This window comes from Candidatus Hakubella thermalkaliphila (assembly GCF_013281975.1).
GTDB classification, from domain to species: Bacteria; Actinomycetota; Humimicrobiia; order Hakubellales; family Hakubellaceae; genus Hakubella; species Hakubella thermalkaliphila.
The window spans coordinates 20,737-27,821 of the sequence record NZ_BLRZ01000011.1 but is presented as its reverse complement, the minus strand read 5'-3'; the positions used below and the strand labels follow the sequence as shown (position 1 = coordinate 27,821).

Sequence of the window (7,085 nt, the reverse complement as noted above, 5' to 3'; positions counted from 1 at the left end):
GTAGGGGGATGTGCGCTGTACGATGTAAGCAGGCCAGAGCGGTTGGTGGAAGAGCCGGTGGTGGAAGAGTCTGCCTTAAGGATTGGGCTGGTTACTAGCGTAGGTGGTAGAGGAGATAAATCTTTTAATGATGCTGCTTTGAGAGGATTGGAGTTATGGGCAGCAGGGGGAGACCTGGCCACTGTTCCAGAATTCTTGAAGGGTGAGATTAAAAGCTTAGGCGTTGAACCCAGGGTTATAGAATCAAGAGTGGTTGAAGATTTCTACCCCAATTTAAGAACCTTGGCCGAAGAAGGGTTAGATCTGATAGTCGCTGTGGGATTTCTCCAATCTGAAGCTGTTTATAAAGTAGCCAAGGAGTTTCCCGACGTTAAGTTCATGATCATTGATGGTCTGCCCACAAACCCGGAGGGGGAAGTGGAGATGCTTCCCAATACCCAGGCCTATCTCTTCAGAGAAAACGAAGGTTCCTTCTTGGTAGGCGCCTTAGCTGGGCTGATGACCGAGACCAATAAGGTAGGATTTGTAGGGGGAATGGACATTTTTATCATCCACCGTTTTGAGGCCGGATATAAAGCAGGAGTTATGACTACTAACCCTGAGGCAGCTGGGCCAGAAGGACGTGGCGTACTGGTTGACTATACGGGAGACTTTAGAGATCCCCTTAAGGGAGCTGCCTCAGCTAAGGCTATCTTCGGAAAGGAGGCAGATATAATCTTTGCTGCTGCGGGAGCTTCTGGAATAGGAGTCATCGATACCGCCCGAGATATGGGTGAAGGCTATTTTGCCATTGGGGTAGATTCCGACCAGGATTGGATGGCTCCAGGGCGAGTTCTTACCTCCATGCTCAAGATGGTAGACTTAGCAGTTTACCGCTCCATAGAATCGGTCCTCAACGAAACCTATAAGGCAGAGATCATCGTTTTAGGAGTCAAGGAAGGTGGGGTAGATATAAGTCCCCTTACCTACACTAAAGATATGATTATGGCCAAAGATCCCCAGATCTTAGACCACATAGCTAATCTAAAGCAGCTAATCATTGAGGGAACCCTCGTGGTACCAGACGAGACCAAGATTGACCCCACAGGAGACCGACCAGTCATCTTTACTCCACCAGCGACAGAGCTCTGGAAGAAATAGGAGTACCTTAAAGAAATAGGAGTACCTTAAAAAAAAAGAGGGGGTCGGAAGCAAGGGTCCGGCCCCCTCTTTTTGAATTAAATGAGTATGGTTTACCTGGAGCTTAAAGGCATTTCAAAAAGTTTTCCTGGGGTCAAGGCTAATGACCACATCTCCCTGGAGATAGAAAAGGGGGAGGTCCTTGCCGTTGTAGGAGAAAAAGGGGCAGGCAAAACTACTCTAATGAATATCCTCTCTGGCTTTTATCAGCCAGATGAAGGTGAAATTTGGATTGACGGAAGATTAGCTTCTATCCATAGTCCCTCTGACGCTATTGCCCTTAAAATCGGGATGGTTCACCAACACTTTACCTTAGTGCCTGTCTTTACTGTCGCTGAAAACATAGTTCTGGGAGCAGAGCCTACAAGGTTTAAAGCTGTTCTGGACTTCAAAGGGGCAGTAAAGAAGGCCAGAGAGCTCTCTCAACGCTTTGGCCTAAATGTGGACCCTACGGCCGTGGTGGAAAGTATACCCGTGGGGCAACAACAGCGGGTGGAGATTCTTAAAACCCTCTATCGGGGTGCGGAGACTCTAATCTTAGATGAGCCTACCAGTGTTCTAACCCCTCAAGAGACCCAGGAACTTTTCAAAACGATAAAAATGCTCTCTTCGGAGGGCAAAACCATCCTTTTCGTCTCCCACAAATTAAAGGAGGTCTTATCTATTGCGGACCGTATTGCAGTCTTGCGTAACGGTAAGGTGAGAGGGGTGGTGAAGGTTAAGGAGACCAACGAGAGAGAGCTGGCTAAATTGATGGTGGGAAGAGATGTGGTTTTGGAGGTGAAGAAAAGTCCACCCCTGGTAGGGGAGGTGCTTTTAGAAACTAAGGGTTTGAAGGCTTTGAATAGTAAAGGTCTTCTGGCTCTGAAAGGCGTCTCGCTCCAACTTCGTGCAGGGGAGATTCTGGGAATAGCAGGAGTGGAGGGCAACGGACAGACAGAACTGGTAGAGGCTTTGACTGGGCTTAGAAAATTGGAAGCAGGAGAGATATGGATAAAGAGAAACCGTCTTAAGAAGTACAACCCCGGGGAGGTGCGGCAGAAAGGGTTAGGGCACATCCCCGAAGACAGGCAAAAGAGGGGGCTGGTGCTTCCCTTCACCGTAGCTTACAATCTTATCTTAGGAAGACAAACACAAACTCCCTTCTCCCGGAGAGGATGGTTAAGCTTTGCCCAGATCGATACCAGTGCTGAAGAAAGGATTAGCCTCTTTGATATAAGGCCGCCTCGAAAAAATGTTGAAGCCAAGAACCTCTCAGGGGGAAACCAGCAAAAGGTGATCCTGGCTCGTGAACTAAGCTTCGCCCCACCCATCATTATAGCTGCTCAGCCTACCAGAGGCTTAGATGTAGGAGCGACGGAATTTGTTTATGAAAGGCTTCTTAAGGCTCGAGCCGAGGGAACGGCTATTCTCTTGGTATCCCTGGATCTAGAGGAGATTATGTCCCTCTCCGATAGAATAATTGTCCTCTACGAGGGGGAGATTAGAGGAGAATTAGATGCCTCCCAGGCTACCGAAGAGGAGTTGGGCCTTTTAATGTTAGGGGTCAAGAGAACCGACGAGGTAAAGGCATGATAATCCCCAGGTTAGAGGAAAAAAAAATAGATTTTCTGGTTCCTTTTGTAGCAGTGTTGACGGCTTTAGTATTTGGTTTCATTTTAATTATTTTGACTGGGGGAGATGCTTTCAAGGGCTATCAGAATCTTTTTGCTGGCATGGGTCTCTGGCCGGACAGGGCTCAGCTTTTTCGCCTTGCTCGTTCCCTGGAAAATGCTTCAGTTCTCGCCCTGACTGGTCTCTCGGTGGCTTTAGCCTTCCGCTGTGGACTCTTCAATATTGGGGTGGAAGGACAGTTCTTGGTGGGAGCTATCAGCGCAGCTTATTTTGGAATTCTCCTTGATCTCCCCTCCTTCATAACCATACCCCTTATCCTCGTTATCTCCTTTATACATGGAGGATTGTGGGCTTCTATTGCCACCTATCTTAAATTAAAGCGAGGAGTACATGAAGTAATCTCCACCATTATGCTCAACTGGGTAGCTCTCAACTTAATTGAAAATTATTTGGTGGTAGGGCCTTTAAGGGTACCTGCAGACCCAGGGGTGGTAGTTCCCACAGGAACCCACACCATCAATGCCACAGCTCAACTGTGGAGCATAATTCCGGCTATCGGTTTGAAGGTCGACATAATTATTGCCCTCCTGGCCACCATAGCTATCTATCTCCTTCTCTTTCGTACTAGCTTAGGTTATGAAATTAGGGCTGTGGGTTACAATCAGGAGGCATCTCGCTATTCAGGTATCAATGTAGACCGCACTATGTTCATTGCCATGTTCATATCTGGCGGTCTGGCCGCTATTTCAGGAGCTGTCCTCGTTATGAGTGTCCTTCACTCCTACCCGGCAGTTTTCAGGCCTGGTTACGGCTTTGACGGGATAGCCATGGCCCTTGTAGGTAACACTACCCCCTTCGGCGTCTTATCAGCAGGCTTATTCTTCGGTGGTGTCCGGCAGGGAGCTGCCATGATGCAGTTAGTAGGGATACACAAATCCTTTGCCGATATTCTTCAGGCCTTAGCCGTAATCTTTGTAGCCGCCCAGGGGATTATTCGTTACCTTCTTATCAAATATGCAAAACCCATCACTGCCACAGCAGTAGCAGAAGATGTTTAGGGAAGAGGTTTTAGCTATCTCAGTTCTCTATGAAATGCTCCCCACCTTACTTAACTTTACCTTAGCCTTCGGGGCTGTTACCGCTATCGCCGCCATGGGCGGGGTAATAGCTGAACGGTCTGGAGTCATCAATATAGCCCTGGAAGGAATAATGCGAATAGGTGCCTTTACCTCCGTAACAGCGGCCTATTTTTGGGGATATCATTTCTCTAACGATCCTATCTTTTTTGAGTTGTCCCCCTGGATAGGACTTTTAGCCGCTATCTTGGGTGGGGCTTTAGTGGGACTGCTCCACGCTTATATCTGCGTGACCTGGAAGGGCAATCAGATTGTAAATGGGGTCGCCATAAACATCTTCTCTTACGGCGGGATGACCTATCTTCTCATGCAGATTTTCGGCACAGCCGGCCATTCCCCTCCCGTCCCCTTAGCCTTTGCCAACCGTCCCATTGTGATTCCCTGGATCGACCCCTACTCCTTCTTAGGTAAGGTCTTATGGCAACAGACGGTCTTCACCTATATAGCCTTAGTTTTACCCATCCTCTTATACCTTTTCCTTTTTGAAACCACCTGGGGACTGCGCCTTAGAGCAGTGGGAGAACACCCCAGGGCTGCTGATACCCTGGGCATCAATGTGTTTAAGAGCCGTTATTTTGCCGTTATTGTAAGTGGAGTCCTGGCCGGGATAGCCGGAGCAAACATATCTCTGGGGATTTCTAACCTTTTCACCATCCATGTCCCTGCTGGAGGCGGTTTTATAGCCCTGGCCGCCATGATCTTCGGAAAATGGAACCCTTTGGGAGCCCTGGGGGCTTCCTTCTTCTTTGCCTTTTTTAGAGCCCTGGAGGTGGCAATTGCTGTATCCTTTCCCGCTCTCCTCGCTTATATACCTCGAGGGGTCTTCTTAGCCACCCCTTATCTGCTTACCATTTTGGTCCTGGCCGGCTTTGTGGGAAGAGCTGTTCCTCCCCAGGCTATTGGACAACCTTACGAAAAAGGATAAGACAGGACTTAGAATTCAGAAGGAAAGACTCAGATATTTCTCACAGTGCAAGACCATTGACGGACATTCTATAGGTGAGCAAAAGTTCGGTGAACATGGGTTAGGGTGGTTATGACACGGAAGGGAGTGCTGTTCACCAAATGCTAGGAGTATCAACATGCTGGAGGTCTGCCCAAACCAACAACGGAGAAGCGATTCTAGAAGATATACGAAGTGTCGGAATAAAAGCTGTAGAGCTGGAGTACAGGGTTAGCCCTGAAGTCTTTGCCCAGATGCAGCCCGCTCTTGAGAAACGCCAGCCGATGGTAATCAGCATGCATAACGTCTTCCCAGCTCCCGAACCACCTCGCAAGCCCGGCGGAGATGTCTTTCTCTTTAGCTCGGAAGATGAAGAAGAGCGAGCCCTGGCCGTTAAGTTTGCCGTAAAAACGATGGAGATAGCTGACCAGTTAGGAGCCAAAGCGGTTGTCTTCCACCTGGGCCGTGTCCCCATGGAATCTCGCATGGAGGAAGTGATTGAGCTCCACAAACAGGGGGGCTCTGCTCTGGAAAGAGCACGAGCCATAGTTGACGAACTCCTTCGTCAAAGAAAGGAATTACGGGAGAAAAGCTTCCAAGCGGTACTTCTCTGCCTGGAAGAGCTTAATGAAGAGGCCGAAAAAAGGAATCTTTATGTGGGCGTAGAGAACCGCTACTTCTTCCATCAGATTCCTGATTTTGAGGAAATAGGTTTGATCCTGGAGCAATTCAGAGGAAGCAACCTTCGCTACTGGCACGATGTAGGACACGCTATAATCCAGGAGAAACTGGGGGTGTCAAGTCAGAAGGAACTTTTGGAGACCTATTCCTCCCAGATGATCGGAATTCATCTCCACGATGTGAGAGATTACAAGGATCACTTTGCCCCGGGGTCTGGAGAGGTGGACTTTTCTTTTGTTCAGAAGCACGTCTCCCCTTCCACCATCAAAATAATGGAGGCACATCCCTATGTCAGTCCAGAGGAGCTCTCCGAAAGCCTTCGGTTTTTGGAAGAGATGGGAATTGGCTAGTTCCTACTGAAAAACAGGATTTATGTCCTGGCCCAGGGTAAACTTCAGCCTCTGGTCTTTTGTGTTCAATCACTTATACGCTATTTTTTCAGCGTGAACTAGCTAGAAGACATGAACTAGGGGGCGAAACTCCCAGAGAGATCATCCTTCCCAGCCTCAGATAGGTTAGCCAGATCCAACACAGAATCATCTCCAGCTATTCCTGTGTCCTCAACATGCTCCTTGATCCAGGCGTGTCTTGGATCGTCGAACCAGGCGGCATACTCTCTTCCCTCTCCAGCCAGAGCCCAGAGATAGTAAAGCTCATAACCGCCCCCGGCCACTACTGGATGATAACCCCGGGTAATAACCACCGTGTCGTTATTCTCCACTACATAGATCTCATTTAGAGGATCAGGGGCATCTGGATCGGTATAGATCCACTGGACAGCAAATCCTTGAGATGGCTTAACCCTGAAGAAATAGACTTCCTCGTAGGGGGCTTCCTGAGGTGGTCTCCGGGTATCGTGCTTATGAGGAGGGTAGCTGGACCAGTTACCAGGTGGAGATATGGTCTCCCCTACTATCAACCTTCCTGCCTTGACTTTGTCTCCAATAGCCAGAATAACTTCCCGCTTCCAGTTAGAACTTCCTACCCAATTAGATGAGACATCCAGGGGCGAAATCAGAGTTGGTGGGACGGTACAATTAGAAGGTGCTTTAAAAATTCCCAGCTCGACTTCAGGAGTTCTGGCCAGTACCTCTAGCTCCACTTGAGGTGGAACGTAGACCATGGTAGGCTTTCCGGAGAAAACGTCCTTCCGGCCACCAATACCCTCATAGACCAAAGGATCAAAGAAGTCGCCCTGAAGGCGAATGTCACATTTTCCCTCTAAAAGACAGAGAGCTACTTCCTTATCTCCACTCCTGTCTTGGTACGAATCTCCCTCCTGGGCAAGATACAGGCTTCCGAACTCCAGCCATTTAAGGGAACTGTTCTGGGGGCCGACGATGAAGTTGTAGCCTGCTTGGATGTCTTTGCTTTTGTATAACAAATACACTTATCTATTCTGTTTCCTTCTCATCGAGATCCTGTACCACCTGAATGCCGATGCATAAACAGTGTATTAAAATTTTATAAACAAAAATAAAAATACTCTGCTTATTGTAAGTCAGAGAGGACAAGATTTCAAATTGTAGTTA

At 48.3% G+C, this 7,085-nt stretch carries 6 protein-coding genes; 5 read left to right on the top strand and 1 reads right to left on the bottom strand.

Annotated features, from left to right (window positions below; genetic code table 11):
* The 5 genes from HW443_RS02105 to HW443_RS02085 all read left to right on the top strand — a co-directional run.
* The coding region (locus HW443_RS02105) for a BMP family lipoprotein (RefSeq protein ID WP_308751044.1) at positions 1–1,140 on the top strand (1,140 nt) is incomplete at its 5' end.
* A gap of 87 nt (positions 1,141–1,227) precedes the next feature.
* Positions 1,228–2,754: an ABC transporter ATP-binding protein gene (locus HW443_RS02100; RefSeq protein ID WP_308751043.1), complete on the top strand. Its 1,527-nt coding sequence runs from the start codon at positions 1,228–1,230 to the stop codon at positions 2,752–2,754.
* Positions 2,751–3,851, top strand: a complete 1,101-nt coding sequence (locus tag HW443_RS02095; protein ID WP_176237862.1) for an ABC transporter permease — start codon at positions 2,751–2,753, stop codon at positions 3,849–3,851. The genes HW443_RS02100 and HW443_RS02095 overlap by 4 nt, the downstream gene beginning before the upstream one ends.
* Positions 3,844–4,854 carry an ABC transporter permease gene (locus HW443_RS02090; protein ID WP_176236788.1) on the top strand — a complete coding sequence of 337 codons (1,011 nt, stop codon included), beginning with the start codon at positions 3,844–3,846 and terminating at the stop codon, positions 4,852–4,854. The genes HW443_RS02095 and HW443_RS02090 overlap by 8 nt, the downstream gene beginning before the upstream one ends.
* A 140-nt stretch (positions 4,855–4,994) precedes the next feature.
* A complete protein-coding gene (locus HW443_RS02085) occupies positions 4,995–5,903 on the top strand; it encodes a sugar phosphate isomerase/epimerase family protein (protein ID WP_176237861.1) in 909 nt (302 codons plus the stop codon).
* A 116-nt stretch (positions 5,904–6,019) separates the two neighbouring features.
* Here the strand turns inward: HW443_RS02085 and iolB are convergent, their stop codons facing one another.
* Positions 6,020–6,943: a 5-deoxy-glucuronate isomerase gene (gene iolB, locus HW443_RS02080; RefSeq protein WP_176236786.1), complete on the bottom strand. Its 924-nt coding sequence runs from the start codon at positions 6,941–6,943 to the stop codon at positions 6,020–6,022.
* Positions 6,944–7,085: the final 142 nt, after the last annotated feature.

Coding starts and splice junctions, on each gene's coding strand:
- HW443_RS02100 (WP_308751043.1), top strand. CDS start 1,228: ATGGTTTACCTGGAGCTTAAAGGCATTTCAAAAAGTTTTCCTGGGGTC.
- HW443_RS02095 (WP_176237862.1), top strand. CDS start 2,751: ATGATAATCCCCAGGTTAGAGGAAAAAAAAATAGATTTTCTGGTTCCT.
- HW443_RS02090 (WP_176236788.1), top strand. CDS start 3,844: ATGTTTAGGGAAGAGGTTTTAGCTATCTCAGTTCTCTATGAAATGCTC.
- HW443_RS02085 (WP_176237861.1), top strand. CDS start 4,995: ATGCTAGGAGTATCAACATGCTGGAGGTCTGCCCAAACCAACAACGGA.